19 protein-coding genes are annotated in these 23,576 nt (G+C 69.3%); 10 read left to right on the forward strand and 9 right to left on the reverse strand.

The window, feature by feature from the left end; genetic code table 11:
* The first annotated feature begins 156 nt into the window (after window positions 1-156).
* The 8 genes from ABMY26_RS34595 to ABMY26_RS34630 all read left to right on the forward strand — a co-directional run bounded on the left by ABMY26_RS34595 (window position 157) and on the right by ABMY26_RS34630 (window position 11,482).
* Window positions 157-2,202, forward strand: coding sequence for an FAD-dependent oxidoreductase (locus ABMY26_RS34595; protein ID WP_372399971.1), 2,046 nt, complete (start codon window positions 157-159; stop codon window positions 2,200-2,202).
* 147 nt (window positions 2,203-2,349) lie between these two features.
* A complete protein-coding gene (locus tag ABMY26_RS34600) occupies window positions 2,350-3,153 on the forward strand; it encodes a GntR family transcriptional regulator (RefSeq protein WP_372399972.1) in 804 nt (267 codons plus the stop codon).
* Window positions 3,153-4,208, forward strand: a complete 1,056-nt coding sequence (locus ABMY26_RS34605) for a Gfo/Idh/MocA family protein (RefSeq protein WP_372399973.1) — start codon at window positions 3,153-3,155, stop codon at window positions 4,206-4,208. Before ABMY26_RS34600 ends, ABMY26_RS34605 begins: the two co-directional genes overlap by 1 nt.
* Window positions 4,209-4,526: 318 nt before the next feature.
* Entirely contained in the window at window positions 4,527-5,165 is a 639-nt protein-coding gene (locus ABMY26_RS34610) for a TerC family protein (RefSeq protein WP_372399974.1), read from the forward strand.
* A gap of 514 nt (window positions 5,166-5,679) precedes the next feature.
* Window positions 5,680-6,684, forward strand: coding sequence for a TRAP transporter substrate-binding protein (locus tag ABMY26_RS34615; protein ID WP_372399975.1), 1,005 nt, complete (start codon window positions 5,680-5,682; stop codon window positions 6,682-6,684).
* A gap of 64 nt (window positions 6,685-6,748) precedes the next feature.
* Window positions 6,749-7,288 carry a TRAP transporter small permease gene (locus ABMY26_RS34620; protein WP_372399976.1) on the forward strand — a complete coding sequence of 180 codons (540 nt, stop codon included), beginning with the start codon at window positions 6,749-6,751 and terminating at the stop codon, window positions 7,286-7,288.
* Window positions 7,279-8,562, forward strand: a complete 1,284-nt coding sequence (locus tag ABMY26_RS34625; RefSeq protein ID WP_045583485.1) for a TRAP transporter large permease — start codon at window positions 7,279-7,281, stop codon at window positions 8,560-8,562. Before ABMY26_RS34620 ends, ABMY26_RS34625 begins: the two co-directional genes overlap by 10 nt.
* Window positions 8,563-8,941: 379 nt before the next feature.
* Window positions 8,942-11,482 (forward strand): DUF4347 domain-containing protein, encoded by a 2,541-nt coding sequence (locus ABMY26_RS34630; RefSeq protein ID WP_372399977.1) that lies wholly within the window; start codon window positions 8,942-8,944, stop codon window positions 11,480-11,482.
* Between the two features lie 58 nt (window positions 11,483-11,540).
* On the opposite strand, the gene hydA is transcribed toward ABMY26_RS34630, so the two are convergent.
* The 5 genes from hydA to ABMY26_RS34655 form a co-directional block, all read right to left on the reverse strand.
* Window positions 11,541-12,983: a dihydropyrimidinase gene (gene hydA / locus ABMY26_RS34635; protein ID WP_372399978.1), complete on the reverse strand. Its 1,443-nt coding sequence runs from the start codon at window positions 12,981-12,983 to the stop codon at window positions 11,541-11,543.
* Window positions 12,984-12,997: 14 nt separating this feature from the next.
* Complete coding sequence (locus ABMY26_RS34640; RefSeq protein ID WP_372399979.1) at window positions 12,998-13,699, reverse strand: TetR/AcrR family transcriptional regulator; 702 nt, start codon at window positions 13,697-13,699, stop codon at window positions 12,998-13,000.
* Between the two features lie 80 nt (window positions 13,700-13,779).
* Window positions 13,780-15,030: a Zn-dependent hydrolase gene (locus ABMY26_RS34645; protein WP_372399980.1), complete on the reverse strand. Its 1,251-nt coding sequence runs from the start codon at window positions 15,028-15,030 to the stop codon at window positions 13,780-13,782.
* A gap of 22 nt (window positions 15,031-15,052) precedes the next feature.
* Window positions 15,053-16,351, reverse strand: a complete 1,299-nt coding sequence (preA, locus tag ABMY26_RS34650; protein ID WP_372399981.1) for an NAD-dependent dihydropyrimidine dehydrogenase subunit PreA — start codon at window positions 16,349-16,351, stop codon at window positions 15,053-15,055.
* Window positions 16,352-16,368: 17 nt separating this feature from the next.
* Window positions 16,369-17,703 (reverse strand): NAD(P)-dependent oxidoreductase, encoded by a 1,335-nt coding sequence (locus ABMY26_RS34655; RefSeq protein WP_372399982.1) that lies wholly within the window; start codon window positions 17,701-17,703, stop codon window positions 16,369-16,371.
* A 344-nt stretch (window positions 17,704-18,047) separates the two neighbouring features.
* Between ABMY26_RS34655 and ogt the strand changes: the two genes are divergently transcribed.
* A complete protein-coding gene (gene ogt, locus ABMY26_RS34660; protein ID WP_372399983.1) occupies window positions 18,048-18,608 on the forward strand; it encodes a methylated-DNA--[protein]-cysteine S-methyltransferase in 561 nt (186 codons plus the stop codon).
* A gap of 15 nt (window positions 18,609-18,623) precedes the next feature.
* Here ogt and bdcA read toward each other — a convergent pair whose 3' ends face one another.
* Window positions 18,624-19,337: an SDR family oxidoreductase gene (gene bdcA / locus ABMY26_RS34665; RefSeq protein ID WP_372399985.1), complete on the reverse strand. Its 714-nt coding sequence runs from the start codon at window positions 19,335-19,337 to the stop codon at window positions 18,624-18,626.
* Window positions 19,338-19,461: 124 nt separating this feature from the next.
* Here bdcA and ABMY26_RS34670 point away from each other — a divergent pair, with 124 nt between their 5' ends.
* A complete protein-coding gene (locus tag ABMY26_RS34670; protein ID WP_372399986.1) occupies window positions 19,462-20,013 on the forward strand; it encodes a helix-turn-helix domain-containing protein in 552 nt (183 codons plus the stop codon).
* A 21-nt stretch (window positions 20,014-20,034) separates the two neighbouring features.
* Here the strand turns inward: ABMY26_RS34670 and ABMY26_RS34675 are convergent, their stop codons facing one another.
* From ABMY26_RS34675 to ABMY26_RS34685, 3 genes are read right to left on the reverse strand one after another with little or no spacing between them, the layout of a single operon-like run.
* Entirely contained in the window at window positions 20,035-20,955 is a 921-nt protein-coding gene (locus ABMY26_RS34675; RefSeq protein ID WP_372399987.1) for a sugar kinase, read from the reverse strand.
* A 41-nt stretch (window positions 20,956-20,996) separates the two neighbouring features.
* The gene (locus ABMY26_RS34680; RefSeq protein ID WP_372399988.1) at window positions 20,997-21,983 is read right to left on the reverse strand and encodes a DMT family transporter; all 987 of its coding nucleotides are present in this window, start codon (window positions 21,981-21,983) and stop codon (window positions 20,997-20,999) included.
* A 44-nt stretch (window positions 21,984-22,027) separates the two neighbouring features.
* Window positions 22,028-23,551 carry a UxaA family hydrolase gene (locus ABMY26_RS34685; protein ID WP_372399989.1) on the reverse strand — a complete coding sequence of 508 codons (1,524 nt, stop codon included), beginning with the start codon at window positions 23,549-23,551 and terminating at the stop codon, window positions 22,028-22,030.
* Between the last annotated feature and the right edge of the window lie 25 nt (window positions 23,552-23,576).

Below are 23,576 nucleotides of genomic sequence, written 5' to 3' on the forward strand. Positions count from 1 at the left end.
AAGCGGGGTGGGCGAACGATGGGCGGAGGCGGAGAGTGAGGCCCGGCGGAACCGGGTTGACGCTTACGTCAACCTGAACTAGGCTCCGCGTCACGGATCGTCCGTGTTCCCAGCGCCATCAGACGCGGCGGTCGTCACCGCCGGAGGAAGCATCCCGTGACCCAGCCCTATCCGCATCTGCTCGCCCCCCTCGACCTCGGCTTCACGGTGCTGAAGAACCGGGTGCTGATGGGGTCGATGCACACCGGGCTGGAGGACCGGCGCCGCCATTTCCCGCGGCTGGCCGCCTATTTCGCCGAACGGGCGCGCGGCGGGGCCGGCCTGATGGTGACCGGCGGCTTCGCCCCGAACGTCGAGGGCTGGCTGTCGCCCTTCGGCTCGACCCTGGCGCGGCACGGCACGGCACGGGCGCACCGGGTCGTCACCGACGCCGTCCATGCCGAAGGCGGCAGGATCGTGCTGCAGATCCTGCATGCCGGCCGCTACGCCCACAGCCCGCTGTCGGTGGCGCCGTCGCGCATCAAGTCGCCGATCACCCCCTTCACCCCGCGCGCGCTGACCGCCCGCGGGGTGGAGCGGCAGATCCGCGCCTATGTCCGCTGCGCCGAACTGGCGCGCGAGGCCGGCTATGACGGGGTGGAGGTGATGGGGTCGGAAGGCTACCTGATCAACCAGTTCCTGGTCACCCACACCAACCGGCGCACCGACCGGTGGGGCGGCACCTACGAGAACCGCATGCGCTTCCCGGTGGAGATCCTGTCGCGCATGCGCGAGGCGGTGGGGCGCGACTTCATCATCGTCTATCGCCTGTCGATGCTGGACCTGATCCCCGACGGCAGCAGCTGGGAGGAGGTGGTGCAGCTCGCACAAGCCGTCGAGCGGGCCGGCGCCACCATCATCAACACCGGCATCGGCTGGCACGAGGCGCGGGTGCCGACCATCGCCACCAGCGTGCCGCGCGCCAACTTCGCCTGGGTCACCGGCAAGCTGAAGCAGGCGGTGTCGATCCCGCTCTGCACCACCAACCGCATCAACACGCCCGAGATGGCGGACGCGGCGATCGGCGACGGGCTGGCCGACATGGTGTCGATGGCCCGCCCCTTCCTGGCCGATCCCGATTTCGTCGCCAAGGCGGCGGCGGGCAGGGCCGAGACGATCAACACCTGCATCGCCTGCAACCAGGCCTGCCTCGACCATGTCTTCTCCGGCAGGACGGCGAGCTGCCTGGTCAACCCGCGCGCCTGCCACGAAACCGAGCTGACCATCGTCCCGGCAGCCACGCGCAGGCGCGTCGCCGTGGTCGGTGCCGGCCCGGCCGGGCTGGCCTGCGCCACCACCGCGGCGGAGCGCGGCCACGAGGTCCATCTGTTCGAGGCCGCGGACGAGATCGGCGGCCAGTTCAACATGGCCAAGCGGATCCCCGGCAAGGAGGAGTTCGCCGAGACGCTGCGCTATTTCCGCCATCGGCTGGCGGAAACCGGGGTGGCGCTGCATCTCGGCCGGCGGGTGTCGCCGGCGGAGCTGACCGGCGGCGGCTTCGATGCGGTGGTGCTGGCGACCGGCGTGGTGCCGCGCGACCCGAAGATTCCAGGCCAGGAGCACCCGAAGGTGCTGACCTACATCGACGTGCTGCGCGGAGCGAGGCCGGTCGGCCGCCGCGTCGCCGTGGTCGGGGCCGGCGGCATCGGCTTCGACATGGCCGAGTTCCTGGCCCACGGGGAGGAGGGGCCGTCCCCCAGCCTCGACCCGGCGCTGTGGCGGGCCGAATGGGGGGTCGCCGACCCGGCCGACGCGCGCGGCGGCGTCGCCGGCATCCGCCCGCGGCCGGCGCCGGCGACGCGGGAGATTGTGCTGCTCCAGCGCAAGGCGACCAAGCCCGGCGCCGGTCTTGGCAAGAGCACCGGCTGGATCCACCGGGCGCAGCTGAAGATGAAGAACATCCAGGCGCTGGCCGGGGTGAATTACGAACGCATCGACGACGACGGGCTGACCATCAGTTTTGGCGAGGCGCGCGAGCGGGTGCAGACGCTGGCGGTCGACAGCATCGTCCTGTGCACCGGCCAGGAGCCGCTGCGCGAGCTGCAGGCTCCGCTGGAGGCGGCCGGCATCGCCGTCCACCTGATCGGCGGTGCCGACGTCGCCGCCGAGCTGGACGCCAAGCGCGCCATCGACCAGGGCACCCGGCTGGCGGCGGCGCTGTAGGGGATCGCCGGCCCCTCCCTCCACAGCCAGGGCGGGAGAATCGCCCCTCCCATGCAAACCCGCATGGGAGGGGATCAGAAATTGCTTGCCCCTCCAGCTGATATATTAGTATTCTTGGGGCATTCGCTCCTGAGGAGGCTGGACGCCATGCCATCGGGCAACCCGCCGGCCAAAACCGGTTCAACCTTGGCTTCTCCACCGAAGGCCGCCCCGCTCCAGATCCGGCCGCCGGCCCGCCGCGACGTGCGGCGCGGCCCGACGGCGGCCGACGCCATCCACCGCGACCTGCGGGCGGAGATCGTGTCGCTGAAGCGCAAGCCGGGCGACCCCATCGCCGAGAAGCAGATCGCCGAGGCCTATGGCGTCAGCCGTACGCCCGTCCGCGAGGCGGTGCTGCGGCTTGCCGACGAGGGGCTGATCGAGATCTTCCCGCAATCCGGCACCTTCGTGTCGCGCATCCCGCTGGGCGCCCTGCCGGAGGCCGGCGTCATCCGCAAGGTGCTGGAGCGGGCGACGGTGCGCTTCGCCGCGGAGCGCGCCACCCGCAGCCAGATCGCGGCGCTGCGCGCCGGGCTGGAGCGCCAGCGCGAGGTCGACGCGACCGGCGACGCCGACGGCTTCCATCAGGCCGACGAGGCCTTCCATGCCCAGATCACCGAGATGGCCGGCTATCCGGGATTCTGGACGATCATCCAGCAGGCCAAGGTCCAGCTCGACCGCTGCCGCCGCCTGACCCTGCCGGTGCCCGGCCGCATGCGCACGGTGATCGCCGAGCATGAGGCCATCGTCGAGGCCATCGCCGGCCACGACCCCGACGCGGCGGAACGCAGCCTGGTCCGCCATCTCGACAATCTCCAGATCACCGTGGACGACGTGCGCAACGCCGCTCCGCTCTATTTCTCCGGCAGCCTGATCGAGGATCCGGCCGCCCTGGCAGGGGGACCGCGTTGATGACCGCGACCGCAGGACATCCGGCCGAACGCCGCCGCGTCGGCGTGATCGGGCTGGGGATGGCGTCGGCCCCGCATGCGCAGAGCCTGATCGACCTCCGGGACCGGGTGGAGGTGGCGGGCGGCTTCAGCCCGTCGGCGGAGCGCCGGGCCGGCTTCGCCGCCCGCTTCGGCCTGCCGGTGGTCGACAGCCTGGACGCGCTGCTGGACGATCCCGATCTTTCGGCCATCCTGCTGCTGACCCCGCCCGACACCCATGCCGAACTGGTGGCGCGCTGCGCCGCCGCCGGCAAGCATGTGCTGCTGGAAAAGCCGCTGGACGCCACGCCGGCCGGTGCACGGGCGGTGGTCGCGGCGATGGAGGGGGCCGGGCTGACGCTGGGCGTCATGCTGCAGCACCGCTTCCGCGCCTCGGTCGAGCGGCTAGCCGGTCTGATGCGCGACGGCACGCTGGGCCGGCCGCTGTCGGCGGCGGTGGCGGTGCGCTGGTGGCGCGACGCCGCCTATTACGGACAGCCCGGCCGCGGCATGAAGGCGCGCGACGGCGGCGGCGTGCTGCTGACCCAGGCGATCCACACGCTGGACGTCTTCGTCGGCCTGCTCGGCCTGCCCGACCGGGTCGCCGGCTTCGCCGCCACCAGCGCGCTGCGGCGGATCGACACGGAGGACACGGTCGCCGCGGCGCTGCGCTACGGCGACGGCATGCTGGCGACCATCGACGCCACGACCGCGGCCTATCCCGGCTATCCGGAGCGGATCGAGATCGCCGGCACCGGCGGCTCGGCGGTGCTGACCGGCGACCGGCTGGAGGTGCAGCTGGTCGGCGGCGACCGCATCGAGGTGGGCCGGGACGGCGCCACGCTGGGCGGCGGCGCCGATCCGATGGCCTTCTCCCACCTGCATCACCGCGCCGTGCTGTCCGACTTCCTCGATGCGCTGGACGAGGGACGGCCGCCGCGGGTCGACGGGCGGGAGGCGCTGAAGGTCCACCGGCTGATCGAGGCAATCCTGCGCGCGTCGGACGGCGGCACCAGCGTGGAGGTCGGCACCGGCTGACGGTCTTCCGCCGCCGCGCCCGCCTGCCGCCTGCGGCAGTGCGGCGCAGCGCGCGATCTTGCGGTTTCCACCACTTTGGCGTAAAGCGCCAGCACCAGGCCGGGCCCCTCTGGCAACCGTAACCGGTTGCGATGTCGGACTGGGATCGACAAGGAGCGGCCCGCCCCGTGCCCCCCGCCCAGCCCCCCGCCAGCGCCGACAGGCCCAGCGCCTCCGGTGCCATGGGGGCCGGCGCCTCCGGCGCCGCCGGTTGCGGTCGGCACAGACCCGCGCGGCCTCTCCTCCCACATTCATCGTGATGCGAGGACACCCGCTCAAATGACCGAGCTTTTTACCACCGAGGCGCTGTTCGCGCTTCTCCAGGTCATCATGATCGACCTGGTGCTGGCCGGCGACAATGCGATCGTCATCGGCCTCGCCGCCGCCGGTCTGCCGCGGGAACAGCGCGGCAAGGCCATCCTGATCGGCATCCTGGCCGCCACGGTCCTGCGCATCGCCTTCGCCGCCGTGACGACCCAGCTGCTCCAGATCATCGGGCTTCTGCTGGCCGGCGGCGTGCTGCTGCTGTGGGTGTGCTGGAAGATGTGGCGCGAGTTGCGCATGGCCCACGAGGAAGATGAGGCGGTCGAGGCGCTGGAGGATGACGGCGGAGCCGATTCCGGACCGCGCAAGACGCTGAGGCAGGCGGTGGGGCAGATCGTGATCGCCGACCTGTCGATGTCGCTCGACAACGTGCTGGCGGTCGCCGGCGCCGCGCGCGAGCATCTGGGGGTGCTGGTCATCGGCCTGACCCTGTCCATCGCCCTGATGGGCCTCGCCGCCAGCGTCATCGCCCGCGTGCTGCAGAAGCATCGCTGGCTGGCCTATGTCGGCCTGGTCATCATCCTCTACGTCGCGCTCGACATGATCTACCGCGGCACGCTGGAAGTGTGGCCGCTGGTGAACGGACACGCCTGACCTCCGTCGCGAGGGGGGAGCGGCAGGGCTGGGGCGGAATGCCGCAGCAGCCCGCCAGGGCCCGCCCGGCCCCTCGCAACCGGCTGAAACGCTTGCCGCAAGCCCGATTTTCCGTCAGCAAAAGTCCGGTAGACTCTACACAGTTGTTGCCACCTTGAACTTTCAGGGTTGCGCGCGGATTGATATACTAATATCCTAAGAACCGTGAAAGCGACGATGCGGCGGCAGGGGACGGCGCCGTCGGTCAGCGGGGGCTGAATGAGTGCAGGGGCCAATCCGGTTGCCGGGCACGCGCCAATCCGGGCCGCGCGATGCGCGGCCGGGCCCTTGGGCGGATCGCCTGCTGTCCGGACCCGTCACCGCCGGCCCGTCACCGGCGGTTCTCGCATCGACCAGTCTTGCATCGCCCGTCCCCAGGCGGGCGGCGCTTCGCCACCCGGACAATCCGGAAAACACCAGAACAAGAGAGGCGGGCCGGCATCAGACACCGGCCCAGCGCTCAGGAGGAGAACCCATGAAATTTGCTCTGACCTCGGTTCGTAGCGCTCTGTTGGCCGCCTGTGCGGTCTGCAGCATGCTGGCGGCCCCCATGCTGGCGACCCCGGCGGCGGCGCGCGACTTCCGGTCCGCCGACATCCACCCGACCGACTACCCGACCGTCGAGGCGGTGCGTTACGTCAACAAGCTGCTGGCGGAACGCTCCAACGGCCGCCTCGGCATCAAGGTGTTCCCGAACGGCGCGCTCGGCACCGAGAAGGACACCATCGAGCAGCTGAAGATCGGCGCGCTCGAGATGATGCGCATCAACGTGGCGCCGCTGAACAACGTGGTGCCCGAGACGATGGTCACCGCGCTGCCCTTCATCTTCCGCGACACCGGCCATATGCGCCGCGTGCTGGACGGCGCCATCGGCGACGAGATCCTGGGCGCGATGGAAAGCCAGGGCATGATCGGCCTCGCCTTCTACGACAGCGGCTCGCGCAGCATGTATTCGGCCGCCAAGCCCTACAAGACGCTGGCCGACCTGAAGGGCGCCAAGATCCGCGTCCAGCAGTCCGACCTGTTCGTCGCCATGATCCAGGCGCTGGGCGCCAACGCCACGCCGATGCCGTTCGGCGAGGTCTACACCGCGCTGAAGACCGGCATCGTCGACGCCGCCGAGAACAACTATCCCTCCTACGAGTCCTCGCGCCACTTCGAGGCGGCCAAGTACTTCACGCTGACCGAGCATGCGATGGCGCCGGAAGTGCTGGTCTTCTCGAAGGTCGCCTGGGACCGCCTGTCGAAGGACGACCAGGCGATGGTCCGTCAGGCCGCCAAGGACTCGGTGCCCTACATGCGCAAGCTGTGGGACGAGCGCGAGATGAAGTCCAAGGACATCGTCACCAAGGCCGGCGCCCAGATCGTCGAAGTGTCGAACAAGCAGGAATTCATCGATGCGATGAAGCCGGTCTACGCCAAGTTCGCCGACACGCCGAAGCTCCAGGGCCTCGTGCAGCGCGTCCAGGAAACCAAGTAAGCAAGGGGTGACGCGCGGGCCGTCCCCGGTGGGGCGGTCCGCGCCTCGCAAGGGGAGCCGCAGCATGGATATCGAGCTGCAAGCAATGGACGCCAGCCCGCCGCATGCAAGCGGCTGGCTGACCCGGATGAATGCGACGCTGGCCAGGACCGGCATGTATGTCGCCATCGTCGGATTGATGATGATCGTCTGCGTCGTGTTCTTTCAGGTGTTCGGCCGCTATGTGCTGAACGATTCGCCCACCTGGGCGGAAAGCCTGGCCATCCTGCTGGTGTTGTACGTCACGCTGATCGGCGCCGCCGTCGGCGTCCGCGACGCCGGCCATATCGGGCTCGAATCCCTGCTGGTGATGCTGTCCGACAATGCGCGCCGCAAGATGGACATCGTGATCTACGCGCTGGTCGGGATCTTCGGCGGCTGCATGGCCTACAATGGCTGGCTGCTTGGCAGTTCGGTCGCGTCCTACCTGATCCCCAACCTGCACATCTCCGAGGCATTCCGTTACCTGCCGCTGGTGCTGTCGGGTGTGCTGATCGTCCTGTTCTCCATCGAGCATATCGTCGCCATCCTGCGCGGCGAGGAGGTCAAGCCGTCATGGAACTGACCATTCTCTCTGTCACGTTCTTCGGCTTCCTCATCATGGGGATCCCGGTCGCCTTCGCCATCGGCCTGTCGGCGCTGTGTACCATCCTGTACGAGGGCCTGCCGGTCGCGGTGGTCTTCCAGCAGATGATGTCGGGCATGAACGTCTTCTCGTTCCTGGCGATCCCGTTCTTCGTCTTCTCGGGCGAGCTGATGCTGCATGGCGGCGTCGCCGACAAGATCGTCGCCGCAGCCAAGAGCATGGTCGGCCACATCCGCGGCGGGCTGGGCATGTCCAACGTGGTGGCCTGCACCCTGTTCGGCGGCGTCGCCGGATCGCCGGTCGCCGACGTGTCGGCCATGGGCGCCGTGATGATCCCGATGATGAAGCGGGAAGGCTACCACGCCGACTATGCGGTCAACGTCACCACCCATGCCGCGCTGGTCGGCGCGCTGATGCCGACCAGCCACAACATGATCATCTATGCGCTGGCCGCAGGCGGCAAGGCGTCGATCGGTTCGCTGATCGCCGCCGGCCTGGCTCCGGCGCTGCTGCTGATGGTCTGCAACCTGGCGGCGGCCTATTTCGTCGCCGTGAAGCGTGGCTATCCCAAGGGGACCTTCCCCGGCTGGAGCATCCTGGGGCACACCTTCGCCGCCGCGGCGCCGGGCCTGCTGATCGTCGTCATCATCCTGGCCGGCATCACCACCGGCGTGTTCACCGCCACCGAATCCGCCTCCATCGCGGTGATCTACGCGCTGCTGCTGACCATCTTCGTCTACCGGACCATGACGCTCGACCGCTTCCTGGCGGCGGCGGGCAAGACGGTGAAGACCACCGGCGTCGTGCTGCTGCTGATCGGCGTGTCGACGATGTTCCAGTACCTCATGGGTCTCTACGAGGTGGCGGACATGACCGGCGAGATGCTGGCCGGCGTGTCGACCAACCCGCTGGTCATTTTCCTGCTGATCAACATCATCTTGTTCCTGCTGGGCACCTTCATGGACATGGCCAGCACGATCCTGATCTGCACGCCGATCTTCCTGCCCATCGCCATGACCTACGGCATGGACCCGGTGCAGTTCGGCATCGTCATGCTGATCAACTGCGCGCTCGGCCTGAACACCCCGCCGGTCGGCACCACCCAGTTCATCGGCTGCGCCATCGGCGGCGTGTCGGTGGGCGAGGTGATGCGCTCCATCGCGCCGTTCTACGGGGCCCTGTTCGTGGCGCTGCTGCTGGTCACCTACGTCCCGGGCTTCTCGCTGTGGCTGCCGCGGCTGCTGATGAACTGAGGATCGCCGGGAGCCCGCTCCCCTCGACGACATCTCTCCTGGACTGGGCCATCGGGACATCCCCGATGGCCCATTTTTCTTTGCGGGGACCGCGGTCCGGCGGGCCCGAAGGCTGCCACCGAATAGGAGGTAGATGACGCCGCGCGGCGTTTCGGGTGCAAAAGAGTGGCAAGCCTGTTCAAGGGACCGGGGCAGCCGGGGGGAACCGAAATCGGTCGCATCCGTACTCATTTCGCTCCCGTGGAGAAAACAGGTCGCCCGGCCGGGAGCGGATCTTCCCATGGAGTGATGATCTTATTGGGCGTTGCCGGATCGCTATGAACCCGTACATGACGGAACGCGCAGACGACTTCCAACAACTCCCCAGAAAGGGGCTTTCATGTACGGGATCATTCTTGCCGACGCCGCTCTGGCCGATCTCGACACGCTGATCGGTCGGCACGCGCCGGACGTGACGGTGATCCGGGTCGCCGACGACGAGGACGCCATCGGGCTGCTCTCCGACGCCCTGGAGACCGGTCCGGAGGCGGTCCACCTGATCGCCCACGGGGCGCCGGGGGTGGTGCGGCTTGGAGCGACGCCGCTCGACACCGATGCCCTGCTCGACCGCCGCTGGCCGGACGCGGGCGGCAGCGAAATCCTGATCCATGCCTGCGACGTCGGAGCCGGGGCCGAGGGCCGCCGCTTCGTCGAGTGTCTGGCCGCCGTCACCGGTGCCCGCGTTGCCGCCGCGAGCCACCCGGTCGGCCATCCGGATCGGGGCGGCTCGTGGGATCTCGACGTCGTGTCCGGACCGATCGCCGCGGCGAGCGCCTTCGCCGGAGCGGGCGCCTGGCCGCACCGGCTGGCCTACAGCGGCAAGGCGACCAGCGGCAACGACACGCTGATCGGGGACAATGCCGGCACCACCATCGACGGGCTGGCCGGCAACGACAGCATCGTCGGCGGAACGGGCAATGACAGCCTGATCGGCGGCGTCGGCGACGATACGCTGGTCGGTGGCGGCAACGGCGGCCAGTCGGCCGGCGATACGATGAATGGCGGACTTGGCGGCGACCATTATGTCGGCGGCAGCGGCTTCAACATCGTCACCTACGAGAACGCCACCACCGGCATCACGCTGGACCTGACGAACGGAGCCGGCAACACCGGCGAGGCCGCCGGCGACACCTTCGTCAACATCCAGCGCTGGATCGGCTCGGAGCACGACGACAGCCTGACGGCGGGCGATGGCGCGGTGTGGTTCTGGGGCCATGGCGGCAACGACGTGGAGCATGGCAGCGCCTACAACGACACGCTGGAGGCCGGCGACGGCAACGACAGCGTGTTCGGCGGCGGCGGTGCCGACCTGATCTATGGCCGCGCCGACAACGACCAGTTGCATGGCGAACTCGGCAACGACACGGTGGCCGGCGGCGGCGGTGCCGACCTGATCTACGGCGACGCCGGCAACGACCTGCTGAAGGGCGATTGGGAGCGCGACACCGTCCATGGCGGCGACGGCGACGACACCATCCTGGCCGGCATCGTCACAGCTGGCAGCTACACCCAGACCCAGTCCGACCTGATCTATGGCGAGGGCGGCAACGACCGCTACATCGTCGTCAGCCAGTATGACGCGGGAACCGTCAGCTTCGACGGCGGCGCCGGGACCGACACGCTGGAGCTGCGGTCGGACAACCTGACCAGCTACAACGGCTACAATCTGGAATATTACACCGACGTCGCCTCGCCGACGATCGACATCAGCGGCATGACGCTGACCGGCGTCGAGACGCTGGCCCTGACCGGCAGCCAGCACCACAGCGTGACGATGACTGCCGCCCAGGCCGACGGCTTCGGCAGCATCACCGGCGCGGCCAACGGCGACGCCTTCGCCATCGCCGGGGCGGCGCTGTCGGGCACGGTGGGCACCGGCACCGGCGGCACGCTGCTGGCGGGCCAAGTCCAGGCGGAGACGGTGAACGGCGTCACCCTGGTCCATGTCGGGCTCGATGCGACCGCGGGCGCCGACACCACGCTGCGCATCGCCGGCAGCTTCGCCGCGTCGGACATCCTTCTATCCGGCAACACCATCTCGCTGGGCCAGGCCGGATCCGGCGGCGGCAATACTGGCGGCGGCACCGGCGGCGGCGATACGGGCGGCCTGACGCTGACCGGCACCGATGCCCGCGATTATCTGGCCGGCGGCAACGGCAACGACACCATCATCAGCAACGCCGGCGACGACTACATGACCGGCGGCGCCGGCAGCGACGTCTTCGTCTTCAAGCCGGGCGACGGTTGGGACTACGTCGGCGACTTCCAGGCCGGCAGCGGCGGCGACGTGCTGAATGTCGGCGGCTGGAGCGGTCTGAAGGACTTCGCTTCGGTGATGGCCGTCATCGTCCAGGACGGTACCAACACCGTCGTCAATTTCGACGCCGGCAACAGCGCCATCCTGGCCAATGTCACCCGCAGCAGCCTGACCGCGGCCAATTTCTCCTTCACGGCGATCGACGGCTCCACGGGCGGCTCCACGGGCGGCTCCACGGGCGGTTCGACTGGCGGCACTCCGGGCCAGACGATCACCGGCACCTCGGCCGGGGAGTATCTGGCCGGCGGCAGCGGCAACGACACCATCACCGGCAATGCCGGCAACGACTACATGATCGGCGGCGCCGGGCGGGATACCTTCGTCCAGCATGCCAGTGACGGCTGGGACGTCATCGGCGACTTCCAGGCCGGCAGCGGCGGCGACGTGGTCGATATCCGCAGCATCGCCGGGTTCGCCAGCCTCAACGACGTGCTGACCCACTCCTCACAGGAGGGCGCCGACCTGTCCATTGACTTCGGCGGCATCAGCTCGATCAAGCTGATGGGGGTCGACCGCAACACCCTGACGGCTGACAATTTCCTGTTTGCCAGTCCGGTGGTGTGATCGGGGGGAGGGAGCTGACCACTCCCTCTCCCGTCACGGGAGAGGGAGTTTTGTCCTCCTACCGTTCCACCGCCACCGGGACGTTCAGGGCGTTGCGCTTCGCCACCGCCTCGTAGACCGGCGGGAAGGCCGGGCGGTCGACGTAGCGGCCGGCGCCGCGCACCGCGCGGCTCTCGCCCAGCGCATGGACGATGCGGCCCTGGCTCAGCGTGTAGGCCGGGGTGCCGGTGACGGTCATGCCCTCGAAGATGTTCAGGCCGACCTTCTGCATCTGGGTCGCGGCCGAGATGGTCTTCGTCGCCTTCGGATCCCACACCACCAGATCGGCGTCGGCGCCGACCGAGACCGAACCCTTGCGCGGATAGAGGTTGAAGATTTTGGCGGCGTTGGCGGAGGTGACGGCGACGAACTCGTTCATCGTCAGTCGGCCGCTGTTGACGCCGTGGGTCCACAGCGCGGTCATGCGGTCCTCGATGCCGGCGGTGCCGTTGGGGATCTTCGTGAAGTCGGTGCGGCCCATCGCCTTCTGCTCGGCGCAGAAGCAGCAATGGTCGGTGGCGGTGGTGTGCAGGTGCCCCGCCTGCAGACCGCGCCACAACGCCTCCTGATGCTCCTTCGGGCGGAAGGGCGGGCTCATGACATGGCCGGCGGCGAAGTCCCAGTCGGGGTTGCGGTACACCCCGTCGTCGACCAGCAGATGGCCGGCCAGCACCTCGCCGAACACGCGCTGGCCGCCGTCCTGGCCGCGCTTGATCGCCTCCAGCGCCTCCTTGGCGGAGACATGGACGATGTAGACCGGGACGCCGAACACCTTGGCGACCTGGATGGCGCGGTTGGCCGCCTCGCCCTCCACCTCCGGCGGGCGGGACAGCGGATGGGCCTCCGGTCCGGTCAGTCCCTGGGCCAGCAGTTTCTTCTGGAGCTGGAAGACCAGCTCGCCGTTCTCGGCATGGACGGTGGGGATGGCGCCCAGCTCCAGGCAGCGCTGGAAGCTGTTCACCAGCGTCTCGTCGTCGGCCATGATGGCGTTCTTGTAGGCCATGAAATGCTTGAAGCTGTTCACGCCATGCTCGGCGACCAGCGTGCCCATGTCGCGGGAGACGCTGTCGTCCCACCATGTCACCGCGACGTGAAAGCTGTAGTCGCCGGCCGCCTTCTCCGCCCAGCCGCGCCATGTACGATAGGCTTCCATCAGGCTCTGCTTCGGGTTGGGGATGACGAAATCGATGATCGTCGTCGTCCCCCCGGCAAAGCCGGCGGCGGTGCCGCTGAAGAAATCCTCCGTCGTCACCGTGCCCATGAAGGGCAATTCCATGTGGGTGTGCGGATCGATGCCGCCCGGCATGACGTAGCAGCCGCCGGCATCCACCAGCTCCGCGCCGGCCGGCGCGTCCAGCGTGTCGCCGACCGCCGTGATGAGTCCGTCCTGGCAGAGGACGTCGGCGCGGTGCGTGCGCTCGGCGGTGACGACGGTGCCGCCGCGGATCAGGATGGTGGACATGCTCGGGCGCTCCCTCAGGGAATGGGTGGGGATTCGGGCTGAAGCGGTGTGGGGGCTTGCGGTGCTGGTGTCTGCGGTTCGGCCGCTTGGACTTCGGACAGGCCGGCGGCGCGCAGGACCATGCGCAGGACCTCCGCCGTCATCGTGGCGAAGTCCTGGCGGGTCAGGCTGCGGCGGCCCAGCACCTTGCGGATCTGCACGTCGAAATCGGCGTAATGCTGCGTCACCGCCCAGATCATGAACAGGAACTGGCGGGCATCGACCGGGGCCATGCGGCCGGCGGCCACCCAGCCGTCGATGACCGCGGCCTTGGCGTCGACCAGCGATCTCAGGTCTTCGGCCAGGAAGCGTTCGACCTGGGTTCCGCCATGTAGGATCTCGTTGGCGAAGACCTTGGAGGCGTGCGGCCGCGTCCGCGAGGCCTCCATCTTGGCGGTGACATAGGCGCTCAGCGTCGCAGACGGGTCGGCGTCGGGGGTGAAGGAGGCGATCGGCGCCAGCCACAGCCGCAGGATGTTGTCCAGCACCGCCCGGTAGAGATCGTCCTTGGTGCCGAAATAATAATGCAGGTTGGCCTTGGGCAGGCCGGCCCGCTCGGCGATGTCGGCCATGGTGGCGCCGGCGAATCCCGCCTCGGCGAAGACGCGCTCTGCCGCCTTCAGGATGCGCTCGACGTTTTCACGCCGGATGCGTCCCTGGGGCGGAGTGGTTTCCACGGTGTCGGCCGCCGTTTGCGCCATTGTTTTTGCCAGTGCTGTTGTTCAGTGCCCTCTCCCGGGGCGGGAGAGGGAGAGTATCATCCTGCCATGGCGTTGGCGCGGTCGAGCACGGCGTGCAGCAGCACCTCGCAGCCGGCGGTCGACCATTCGGGCGTCGTCTCCTCCACCTCGTTGTGGCTGATGCCGTCGATGCAGGGGATGAAGACCATCGCCGTGGGCGCCACCTTGGACAGGTAGCAGGCGTCGTGCCCGGCGCCCGACACGATGTCGCGGAAGCTGTGGCCGGTGCGCTCCACCCCCTTGCGGACGGCGGCGACGCAAGTCGCGTCGAAGGCGATGGGGGCGTAGTACCAGATCTGCTGGAAATCGCTTTCCAGCCCGATCTCCCCGGCGATGCGCTCCACCTCGGCGCGCAGCTCGCCGTCCATGGCTTTGAGGATGCCGTCGTCGGGATGGCGGAAATCGACGGTGAAGAAGACCCGGCCGGGGATGACGTTGCGGCTGTTGGGGTGGATCTGCATCAGCCCCACCGTCGCGCAGGCCAGCGGGCCGTATTTCAGCCCGATGCGGTTGACCGCGTCGACCACGCGGGCGGCCCCCAGCAGCGCGTCCCGGCGGCGGAGCATCGGGGTCGGGCCGGCATGGGCCTCCTGGCCGGTGAAGGTGATCTCGTACCAGCGCTGGCCCTGGCAGTCGGTGACGACGCCGATGGTCTTGCCCTCGGCCTCCAGGATCGGCCCCTGCTCGATATGGGCCTCGAAATAGGCGCCGACCTTGCGGCTGCCAACCTCGCGGTCGCCGGCATAGCCGATGCGGGCCAGCTCCTCGCCCATCGTCCTGCCGTCGAGGTCGGTGCGCGACAGGCCGTACTCGAGGTCGAACACCCCGGCGAAGACGCCGGACGACACCATGGCCGGGGCGAAGCGCGAGCCCTCCTCGTTGGTCCAGACCGCCACCTCGACCGGCGCCTCGGTGACGTAGTTCATGTCGTTCAGGCTGCGCACCACCTCCAGCCCGGCCAGGACGCCATAGACGCCGTCATACTTGCCGCCGGTCGGCTGGCTGTCGAGATGGCTGCCCATGATGACCGGGGGCAGGCTGTCGTCGCGGCCGGGACGGCGGGCGAAGATGTTGCCCATCCGGTCGACCGAGACGGTGCAGCCGGCCTCCTCGCACCAGCGCACGAACAGGTCGCGGCTCTGCCGGTCGAGGTCGGTCAGCGCCAGCCGGCACACGCCGCCCTTGGGCGTGGCGCCGATCTGCGCCATGTCCATCAGGCTCTGCCACAGGCGCGAGCCGTTCACGGCGACATTCTGCGGGGTGGACATGATTGCTCTCTCCTGAATGTCGTTATTCGGCAGCCGCTTCGGGAACGCGCATCGGGTTGCGGGCGTCGTTGGGCCAGGTGACGTAGGGCAGATCGTTCCGCTCCGGCACCATGGCGATGCAGTCGGGCACCGGGCAGACATGGCTGCACAGGTTGCAGCCGACGCACTCCTCGTCGACCACGGTGAAGAGGCGGCGGCCTTCCCCCGGCGCCTTCTCCCAATCGATGCGGATGGCCTGGTGCGAGGTGTCCTCGCAGACGATGTGGCAGCGGCCGCAATCGATGCACAAGGCCGGGTCGATCACCGCCTTGGTCGAGAAGTTCATGTTCAGGTCGTTCCAGTTGACGACGTTGCGCACCGCGCGGCCGGTCACCTCGTCCAGGCTGCGGTATCCCTTCCCGTCCATCCAGTTGGACAGGCCGCCGATCATGTCCTCGACGATCTTGAAGCCGTAGGTCATCGCGGCGGTGCAGACCTGGACGTTGGTGGCCCCCAGCGCCAGGAACTCCGCCGCGTCGCGCCAGTTGGTGATGCCGCCGATGCCGCTGACCGGCATGCCGCGGGTGTCGGGGTTGCGGGCGATCTCCGCCACCATGTTGAGGGCGATGGGCTTCACCGCCGGGCCGCAATAGCCGCCGTGGCTGCCCTTGCCGTCGACCACCGGGGTCGGGGCCATGGCGTCGAGGTCCACCGCGACGATGGAATTCACCGTGTTGATCAGCGAGATCGCGTCGGCGCCGCCGCGCCTGGCGGCTTCCGCCGACCACAGGATGTTGGTGATGTTGGGGGTCAGCTTGACGATCACCGGCAGGTCGACGGCGTTCTTCACCCAGCGCGTCACCTGCTCCACCATCTCCGGCACCTGCCCGATGGCGGAGCCCATGCCGCGCTCGCACATGCCGTGCGGGCAGCCGAGGTTGAGCTCCAGCCCGTCCGCCGCCCCGGTCGCGGCGATGCGGCGGGCCAGCCCGGCCCAGGCGGCCTCCGACATCGTCGCCATCAGCGAGACGACCATGGCGCGGTCGGGCCAGTCGCGCTTGACCTCGATGATCTCCTGCAGGTTCACGGCGAGCGGCCGGTCGGAGATCAGCTCGATGTTGTTGAAGCCGATCATCCGGCGGTCGGTGTCGAGATGGGCGCCGTAGCGGCTGGAGACGTTGACCACCGGCGGATCCTCGCCCAGCGTCTTCCACACCACGCCGCCCCAGCCGGCCTTGAAGGCGCGCACGACGTTGTACGCCTTGTCGGTCGGCGGGGCCGAGGCCAGCCAGAACGGGTTGGGGGAGCGGATGCCGGCGATGGTGCTGCTGAGATCGGCCATGATGTGGCTCCCTTTCCTCAAGCGGTCAGGTGGCTGTGGATCGACAGGGCGGCCAGCTTGCCGTCCTGCACCGACTGGACCGTCAGATCCTCTCCCGTGGCGACGCAATCGCCGCCGGCCCAGACCTTTGCAAGCGTGGTGCGGTAGGCGGCGTCGACGGCGATCTTGCCGCCGGCGATCTCCAGGCCGGACAGCGGGTCGGCCGACAATGTCTGCCCCACCGCCTTCAGCACCATGTCGGCCCGGAGGGTGAAGGTCTCGCCGGTGCCGGCCAGCGTGCCGTCGGCCAGCCGGGTGCGCTCGAAGGTGATGGAGGCGTTGCCGATCTCTTTCGGCGCGGCGAAGGTCTTCAGGACGACGCCTTCGGTCTGCGCCAACTCCTGCTCCCAGGGGGTGGCGCCCATCTGGGCGCGGCCGCGGCGGTAGACCAGCGTCACGTCCTCCGCGCCCAGCCTTTTCGCCTGGATGGCGGCGTCCACCGCCGTGTTGCCGCCGCCGATCACCACCACGCTGCGGCCGACGGCCGGCGGCCGGTCCGGCGGCGCCTGCCGCACCCGCTCGATGAAGGCGGTGGCGTCCTCGACGCCCGCGCGCTCCTCGCCGGGGATGCCGAGCCGGTTGTTGGCCCCGAGGCCGACGCCGAGGAACACCGCATCGAAATCGGCGCGCAGGCCGTCCAGCGACAGGCCGGCGCCCAGCCTGCGGCCATGCTCCACCGCGATGCCGCCGACGCCGAGGATGAAGGCGACCTCGCGCTGGGCGAAATCGTCGGCCATCTTGTAGGGGGCGAGGCCGTATTCGTTGAGGCCGCCGGACTTCGCCTTGGCCTCGAACACCGTCACCTCATGGCCGAGCGTGGCGAGGCGATGGGCGCAGGACAGGCCCGCCGGTCCGGCCCCGACCACGGCGACCCGCTTGCCGGTGGCGGCGGCGCGGGCGAAGGGGTGGGCCGGCTCGCCCTCGGAGTCTTTGGCAATGAGGCGGTCAGTGGCGTGGCGCTGCAGCCGGCCGATGGCGACCGGCCGGTCCTCCGCCCGGTTGCGGACGCAGGATTGCTCGCACAGCGTCTCGGTCGGGCAGACGCGGCCGCAGGTGCCGCCCATGATGTTCTCCGCCAGGATCGTCGTCGCGGCGCCCTTCAGGTTGCCGGTGGCGAGGGAGCGGATGAAGGCCGGGATGTCGATCCCGGTCGGGCAGGCCCGGATGCAGGGCGCATCAAAGCAGAACAGGCAGCGGTTCGATTCGGCGAGCGCCTGGACCGGCGTCATCGGCGGCGTCAGGTCGGCATAGGGGGATGCCGGACGGTCCGCGTCGGGTTTCGGGGCGGTGGCGAGCGTAGCGATCAGGGTCATGGCGGATGGCTTCCCTTCGGTCGCAGAGCGGCGTGGCGACCGAAGTGTCAGCAACCCGTGTGCCAAACGATCCAACCGGCAACGAAGACGGGCGCACACGGCCAAAAAGCTGACTGTTCGGTCAAGAACTGACGAGATGGACAGGCATGGTCCGATCATGCCAGCCATGCGGATTGCACGCAACTCGGCCTTTTGGCGCCTCTTTTGGCGGCGGAACGTAGGAAAACTCCTTGAAATGCAGGGATCGGAAACCGGAAATTACACCCTATCAAAGAGTTGCGGAGCAAGGCCGCTGCCTTCGATTTCGGCAGCGCGCCTATGCAACAGGGATAGGGGGTGTCGCCATGTCCGCTCCGTCCAGCCTGCTGATCGACCGCACGGCCACTCCGATCGGCGAGTTGCTCCTCGTCGCGGATGATGATGGCGCCTTGCACGCCATCGACTGGACCGACCATGAGGACCGGTTGCACCGCTTGCTGCGCCTGCACCATCCAGGCGGTTGCGACCTGCGGCCGGCGACCGATCCGGGCGGGCTGACGCGGGCGATGGACGCCTATTTCGCCGGTGAGCTCGCGGTCATCGACCGGCTGCCGGTGCGAACCGGCGGTACGGATTTCCAACGCGCGGTGTGGGCGGCGCTGCGCGGCATTCCCTGCGGCAGCACCGTCACCTATCGCGAACTGGCGGCATTGGCCGGGCGCCCGGCGGCGGTGCGGGCGGCGGGGCATGCCAACGGCGCCAACCCCGTCAGCATCGTGGTGCCCTGCCATCGCGTCATCGGGTCGGCCGGGGCGTTGACCGGCTATGGCGGTGGAATCGAGCGCAAGGGCTGGCTGCTGGACCATGAGGGGGCGCCTCGCCCGGGCCGCCCCCCAAACCGCTTCCCGTATCGCTCTCCGGACTGACGCGACCGTCCGCCGTCAGGCGCCGAAGCCGCCGTCGATGGTCTGGAACGAGCCGGTGATCATCGCGGCATGCGGGCCGGCGATGTAGGCCGTCAGTTCGGCGACCTCGTCGGCATGGATGTGGCGCTTGATCGCCATGAAGCCATGCATGGCAGGCGCCATCGGCCCGTCGGCCGGATTCATGTCGCTGTCGGTCGGGCCCGGCTGGATGGCGTTCACGGTGATGCCCCGGTCGCCGAAATCGCGGGCGAGGCCGCGCACCATGCCCTGGACCGCCGATTTGGTCAGGGCGTAGGCGGCCCCGCCGGCAAAGGGCATGCGGTCGCCGTTCACCGAGCCGATGACGATGATGCGGCCCCCGTCCTTCATGCGCCGTGCCGCTTCGACCGCGGCGTGGTAGGGCGCGCGGACATTGATGTCGATCATCCGGTCGACGGCGTCGGGATCGAAGGTGAGCGGATCGCCGATGATCGCCGTGCCGGCATTGACGACCAGAATGTCGAGCGCGCCGCGGCCCGCCACGGTGGCGATCAGCGCATCGCGGTCGGCGCTGTCGGTGTGGATGGCCTCCGCGTTGCTTTCGGCGGCCAGAGCTTCGGCGGCGTCCTTCGACCCGGCATAGGTGAAGGCGACGGCGGCACCCGCCTTGGCGAAGCGGCGGACGATGGCCTTGCCGATGCCGCGGCTGCCGCCGAGGACCAGGATCTTGCGGCCGGTGAACTCACCCATGATGCGCTCCTTGAGAAAATGTAGTGAGCGCTATATAAATGCGGCGGCGGGGCTTGCGCAAGGAGAAAATATAGTGGTTGCTACAAAATTGTCCGGACCGCGGGGCAGGCGGCGGTCCTTCGACATGGACGAGGCGGTCGAAACCGCGATAAGGCTGTTCCACGCCCGCGGCTACGACGCGGTGGGCGTCGCCGAGCTTGGGGCCGAACTGGGGATCAAGCCGCCAAGCTTCTATGCGGCCTTCGGCAGCAAGGCCGGGCTGTTCGAGCGGGCGCTTCACCGCTATGCGGCGGGGGAGGCGAACATCTTCGCCCGGGCGCAGGCCGAAGGCGGCGGCGTTGCCGCGGTGATCGAGCGCACGCTGATGCTGGCGGCGCGGATCTATCCGGAGCGGAACGGGGTGGCCGGCTGTCTTGTGCTCGATGGCGCCCGCAACAGCGCCGACCCGGAGGCGTGCGCTCTGGCCGAGGCGTTGAGACGGACCGGAATATCGGCGATCCGCGACTTCATCGCCGGGGAGGCGCCGGAGCGGGCCGGTGCGCTGGGAGACTTCGTGGCGATCGCGATGCGGGGGATGTCGGCGGCGGCGCGCGATGGAGCCGACGAGGCCACGCTCACCGCCTTCGCGGCGATGGCGAGTGGCGCCTTCCGCCGCGAACTGGCGGCGGAAGGCTGATTTGGGCAGCTGAGCCGGCGGTCAGGCCGGCATGGCCTCGCGCGGGATGATGGCGCCGCGGTGCTGGATGACGGCGGCGGCCAGCTTGTGGGCGGCGCGCGCGGCATCGGCCGGGCCTTCGCCGCGCAGGCGGGCGGCGAGATAGCCGGCGCTGAAGCTGTCGCCGGCCGCCGTGGTGTCGACCACCGTGGCGACCGTCTGCGCCGGCACCTCGACGGCCTTGCCGTCCTCGATCACCACGCAGCCGGGCTGTTCCAGCTTCAGCACGATCTCGGACACGCCGGCGGCCCGGACGCGGGCCAGCACGGCGTCGGCATCGGCGTCGCCATAGAGGTCGCGCAGGTCGGTCACGCCGGGCAGCGCGATGTCGGTGAGGCGCAGCATGCGGTCGAAGGCGGTGCGGGCGGTCTCGATGTCCGGCCACAGGCGCGGGCGCCAGTTGGTGTCGAAGGCGACCTTGCCGCCGCGCGCCCGCACCCGTCCCAGCAATTCGAACAGCCGCTCGCGGCCCTGCTCGCCCAGGATGGCGATGCTGATGCCGGACAGATAGACGACGCCGTAGCCCTCCAGCGCGGTGCACAGCTCCGGCGTCTGCGGCAGGGCGAACAGCTCGCGCGCCGGGGCCTTGTCGCGCCAGTAGAGGAAGCGGCGCTCGCCGCTGGTGTCGGTTTCGATCAGGTAGAGGCCGGGCAGGCGGTTCGGCACGCGCAGGACGTGGGAGGTGCCGACGCCCTCGGCCTCCCAGGCGGCGACCATGTCCTGGCTGATGCTGTCGTCGCCGAGCGCCGTGACATAGTCGACCGGGGTGCCCAGCCGCGCCAGATAGACCGCGGTGTTCAGCGTGTCGCCGCCGAAGCCCATGGTCAGCGACCCGTCCGGCCGCCGGAACATCTCGATCATGCATTCGCCGAGCGCGGCGATGCGGTTGGGCGTGTCGGTCATGTTTCCTCTCCACTGGCCGGGTTTCCTCCCCGGCGAAACTCTCATGCTGCCGCGAGCCGGCTTTCGCGCGCCCGCATCCGTTCGCGGTGCGCGGTGTAGAGGCCGCTGGCGATGATCACGCCCATGCCCGCGAAGGTCCAACGGTCGGGCACCGCGCCGAAGACGAGGAAGCCCAGGGCCGTGGACCAGATCAGCTGCACATAGGTGAAGGGCGCCAATACCGACGCCTCGCCCTGGCGGTAGGCCAGGATCAGCAGCCATTGCGCCGCCGTGTAGACCAGACCGATGAAGACGCCCAGCAGCATCTCCCACGGCGTCGGCCACGCCGCGTGCATCGGAAGCAGCGCGGTCAGCACGATCAGGCCGGTCAGCGCGCTCCACACCATGGTGGTCAGCGGGTTTTCCTGCACCGTCATCTTGCGCGTCGCCACCAGCCCCAGCGCCCAGCAGAAGGCGGTCAGCACCGGCAGCAGCGCGGCCGGCTGGAAGCCGTCGGCCCCCGGCCTGATGACGATCGCCACACCGGCCAGCCCGACCAGCAGCGCCGCCCAGCGGCGGATGCCGACCGTCTCGCCCAGCAGCAGGATCGACAGCACGGTGACGAAGGCGGGCGAGACGAAGCTGATCGCCGCCGCTTCGGCCAGCGGCAGATGCTGCATCGCCATGATGAAGAACAGGGCCGACCCCAGCATTCCCAGGCCGCGCAGCACCTGCAGCCCCGGCCGCGTCGTCTTCAGCACCCGCAGCGAGCCGCCGCGCAGGGCCAGCGGCATCACCAGGGCGGTGAAGACGAGGTAGCGCAGCCAGACGATCTCGGCCGGCGGCAGGGTCCGGGCAAGATACTTCGCCGTGGCGTCGGAGCAGGACAGGCAGGCCACCCCCAGCACCACCAGCAGGATCGCCCGCATCGGCTCCGTCCCGTTCGGTGCCGGGCCGCCCGGCGGGGCCGGCTGGATCGGCATCTGGGGGGCGTTCGCCGGCACGGGGCCGGTTTCGGCAGCGGTGCGGGGGATGGAATTGTCTGGCATGGCGCCGGCTCGTCATCGGTCACGGGAAAAGAGGGACGGCCCCCTTACATAACCGCTCCCATCTGCCAGGGAGCGAATTCATCGGCGCCGACGCCGAGTTCCTCGCTCTTGGACTTGCGGCCGGATGCGGTGTCGAGCACGAGCTGGAAGATCGCGCGGCCGACCTCCTCGATCGAGGCGTCGCCGCTGGCGATGGCGCCGCAATCGATGTCCATGTCGTCCGGCATCTTGCGGAACAGCGCGCTGTTGGTCGCCAGCTTCAGGCTTGGCGTCGGCTTGCAGCCGAAGACCGAACCGCGGCCGGTGGTGAAGCACAGCACGTTGGCGCCGCCCGCCACCTGTCCCGTCGCCGACACCGGGTCGTAGCCGGGGGTGTCCATGAAGACGAAGCCCTTGTCGGTGATCGGCTCGGCATAGCGGTAGACCGCGGTCAGCGGGGTGGTGCCGCCCTTGGCGACCGCGCCCAGCGACTTTTCCAGGATGGTGGTCAGGCCGCCCTTCTTGTTGCCGGGCGACGGGTTGTTGTTCATCTCGCCGCCGGTGCGGCCGGTGTATTCCTCCCACCAGCCGATGCGGGAGACCAGCGCCTCGCCGACCTCGCGGCGGATTGCGCGGCGGGTCAGCAGATGCTCGGCGCCATAGACCTCCGGCGTCTCGCTCAGCACGGCGGTGCCGCCGTTGCGCACCAGCAGGTCGACGGCATGGCCCAGCGCCGGGTTGGCGGTGATGCCCGAATAGCCGTCCGAGCCGCCGCATTGCAGCGCCAGCGTCAGGTGGCTGGCCGGCAGGGTCTGGCGGGTGACGTCGTCGATCTCGGGCAGCAGCGCCTCGATCCGGCGGATGCCCTCGCGGGCCGCCGCGGCGGTGCCGCCCATGTCCTGGATGCCGATGGGGATGACGCGGGCACCGGCTTCCAGGCCGGTGGCCTCCATCAGCTTGTCGATCTGGTTCACCTCGCAGCCGAGGCCGAGCAGGATCACCGCGGCGAAGTTCGGATGGCGGGCATAGCCGGCGATGGTGCGTTGCAGCGTCTCCATCACCTCGCCGCTGCCGGCCATGCCGCAGCCGTAGCCGTGGGTGAGTGCTACGACGCCGTCGACGTTGGGATAGGCGGCGAGGGCGGGCCCGCGGAAATGGTCGGCGATCATCCGCGCCGCGGTGGCGGAACAGTTCACCGAGGTCAGCACGCCGATGTAGTTGCGGGTGGCGACGCGGCCGTCGGGGCGCAGGATGCCCTGGAAGGTGGCGCGCTCGGCCTCCGGAATCATCTCGACCGGGTGGACGTCGGCGCCGAAGGCGTAATCGCGCTCGAACTCGCTGCCCATGCCCATGTTGTGGACATGGACATGCTCGCCCGGCCGGATCGCCGTGGAGGCGAAGCCGATGACCTGGTTGTATTTGCGCACCGGCTCGCCGGGCGCGATGGCGCGCACCGCGACCTTGTGTCCGGCCGGCACCGGCCCGGTGGTCGCGACATCGGTGCCGGGCAGAAGGATGCCGGGCTCCAGGTCGGCGCCGGCGACGACGACGTTGTCGGCGGGGTGCAGGCGGATGGTCAGCGATGCCATGGAGGATGTCCTTGATGGGGAAGCT

Source organism: Azospirillum sp. HJ39 (genome assembly GCF_041507355.1).
Classification (GTDB): Bacteria; Pseudomonadota; Alphaproteobacteria; order Azospirillales; family Azospirillaceae; genus Azospirillum; species Azospirillum thiophilum.

Bases quoted from the DNA above. Each gene is read 5' to 3' on its own strand.
- ABMY26_RS34600 (WP_372399972.1), top strand. From the start codon at position 2,350: ATGCCATCGGGCAACCCGCCGGCCAAAACCGGTTCAACCTTGGCTTCT.
- ABMY26_RS34605 (WP_372399973.1), top strand. From the start codon at position 3,153: ATGACCGCGACCGCAGGACATCCGGCCGAACGCCGCCGCGTCGGCGTG.
- ABMY26_RS34610 (WP_372399974.1), top strand. From the start codon at position 4,527: ATGACCGAGCTTTTTACCACCGAGGCGCTGTTCGCGCTTCTCCAGGTC.
- ABMY26_RS34615 (WP_372399975.1), top strand. From the start codon at position 5,680: ATGAAATTTGCTCTGACCTCGGTTCGTAGCGCTCTGTTGGCCGCCTGT.
- ABMY26_RS34620 (WP_372399976.1), top strand. From the start codon at position 6,749: ATGGATATCGAGCTGCAAGCAATGGACGCCAGCCCGCCGCATGCAAGC.
- ABMY26_RS34625 (WP_045583485.1), top strand. From the start codon at position 7,279: ATGGAACTGACCATTCTCTCTGTCACGTTCTTCGGCTTCCTCATCATG.
- ABMY26_RS34630 (WP_372399977.1), top strand. From the start codon at position 8,942: ATGTACGGGATCATTCTTGCCGACGCCGCTCTGGCCGATCTCGACACG.
- hydA (WP_372399978.1), bottom strand. From the start codon at position 12,983: ATGTCCACCATCCTGATCCGCGGCGGCACCGTCGTCACCGCCGAGCGC.
- ABMY26_RS34645 (WP_372399980.1), bottom strand. From the start codon at position 15,030: ATGTCCACCCCGCAGAATGTCGCCGTGAACGGCTCGCGCCTGTGGCAG.
- preA (WP_372399981.1), bottom strand. From the start codon at position 16,351: ATGGCCGATCTCAGCAGCACCATCGCCGGCATCCGCTCCCCCAACCCG.
- ABMY26_RS34655 (WP_372399982.1), bottom strand. From the start codon at position 17,703: ATGACCCTGATCGCTACGCTCGCCACCGCCCCGAAACCCGACGCGGAC.
- ogt (WP_372399983.1), top strand. From the start codon at position 18,048: ATGTCCGCTCCGTCCAGCCTGCTGATCGACCGCACGGCCACTCCGATC.
- bdcA (WP_372399985.1), bottom strand. From the start codon at position 19,337: ATGGGTGAGTTCACCGGCCGCAAGATCCTGGTCCTCGGCGGCAGCCGC.
- ABMY26_RS34670 (WP_372399986.1), top strand. From the start codon at position 19,462: ATGGACGAGGCGGTCGAAACCGCGATAAGGCTGTTCCACGCCCGCGGC.
- ABMY26_RS34675 (WP_372399987.1), bottom strand. From the start codon at position 20,955: ATGACCGACACGCCCAACCGCATCGCCGCGCTCGGCGAATGCATGATC.
- ABMY26_RS34680 (WP_372399988.1), bottom strand. From the start codon at position 21,983: ATGCCAGACAATTCCATCCCCCGCACCGCTGCCGAAACCGGCCCCGTG.
- ABMY26_RS34685 (WP_372399989.1), bottom strand. From the start codon at position 23,551: ATGGCATCGCTGACCATCCGCCTGCACCCCGCCGACAACGTCGTCGTC.